The organism is Caenibacillus caldisaponilyticus, from assembly GCF_002003465.1.
GTDB classification, from domain to species: Bacteria; Bacillota; Bacilli; order Bacillales; family Sporolactobacillaceae; genus Caenibacillus; species Caenibacillus caldisaponilyticus.
On sequence record NZ_BDDQ01000109.1, the window covers coordinates 1 to 1,353 of the forward strand.

Annotated in this window: 3 protein-coding genes; 1 reads left to right on the forward strand and 2 read right to left on the reverse strand. The window is 41.0% G+C overall.

Annotation, left to right across the window (positions count from 1 at the left end):
• On the reverse strand, positions 1 to 218 hold a 218-nt coding region (locus CCB157_RS16505; protein WP_077616905.1), incomplete at its 3' end, for a transposase.
• A 129-nt stretch (positions 219 to 347) separates the two neighbouring features.
• Between CCB157_RS16505 and CCB157_RS16510 the strand changes: the two genes are divergently transcribed.
• Entirely contained in the window at positions 348 to 1,013 is a 666-nt protein-coding gene (locus CCB157_RS16510) for an MFS transporter (RefSeq protein ID WP_238594753.1), read from the forward strand.
• A gap of 207 nt (positions 1,014 to 1,220) precedes the next feature.
• Here CCB157_RS16510 and CCB157_RS17475 read toward each other — a convergent pair.
• A partial coding sequence (locus CCB157_RS17475; RefSeq protein WP_158077367.1) for an IS3 family transposase occupies positions 1,221 to 1,353 on the reverse strand: 133 nt, incomplete at its 5' end.

Consider the following 1,353-nt stretch of genomic DNA (forward strand, 5'->3'; position numbering starts at 1 on the left):
TCTCTTGGAACCAAAAGACCCTCAATCCGGCCATATTGCGTATCTAGATTTCGCTGATAGTAGCCGTTTCTCATATTCGGTGTTCCAGCCTGTTCGATTTCGAGGAAATTTTTCATTTCTTCCCGCATAATCAGCTCTAATTTTTCTTTCACAAATTGACGAATAACACTTTCCAGTTGATTTGCCCAGTCGACATTCGGTATACTTCTTTTAGACATAGGTAGGGTACTCCTTTCTCTGGAATGTGTTATGGCTAAATCAGAGAATACCCTACCTTTTTTCTTTTGGTCTAGCAAAATGCTTTACACAAACTTTTATACATCATCGATTCCTTTTACCAACTTGCAATCGCTTGGCATGTTTTTAGTCAAACCGGATCAAGCTTGCAAGTTGGTCTTATTATGGTGACTAAATTTTTGCCTGATGTTTTGCTTGGCCCGTTTTTTGGGGTTATAGTCGATCGATATCATCGTAAACGACTCATGCAAATCGCGATTTTGTCGCAAATATTCATAACGGGTATCCTGGCATTATCGATCATTTTCGGATTCTTTTCATTGGCGTTGCTATATATCCTTACTTTCTTTCTATCCTTAGGGTCCTTATTGTTTTTCCCTTCACAGAGGGCTTGGTTACCTCATATTGTGGACAAAGATCAATTAATGATCGCGAATTCGTTTTTTTCTACATCAAGAGAAATGGCCAATTTGTTTGGCGCTCTATTAGGGGGTACCATTGTCGTTTTCCTTGGTGTTGCTGCAGCCATTGCATTTGACACACTCAGTTTTGTGATCGCTCTATTTTTTATTCAGTTGGTGGCTTATCAACCGATCCATAAATTGAGGACGCAATATAAACGGGGATTGGATGGATTAAAGGAAATCATCATTGATATGCGCGAAGGTTTTCGATGGTTGTCCGTGAATCGTACCATGCTATGGATGTTGATATTGGCAACTGTGGGGAATATGGCATTAGGGCCGATTAATGTGTTAATGCCTATGTGGATTTAAGTCAATATTTTGGACACCAATAAGTGAAATTTAATTTTGATCTCATGCCATATTTTTCATGACATCGCTGGTCGCTTGACATGGAGCCTCTGCGGGCGTGGTGTTATGCGAAGGGCGAAAGGGGCAATGATTTCTTTCGCATGGCAAACAAGCCTGCCACACCCGCCACTCCATGTAAAGCGGATGCTTGTAAAATTGTGAAGAGCACTACGCTGCCCCTTTGATACTGTCTTCTGTTTCTTGTGGCGTCATATAGCCCAAGCAGCTATGAATCCGTTTCCGATTGTACCAGCCTTCTATAAATTCGAATAAGGCTCTTCTGGCAGCTTGAAAGTTCAAA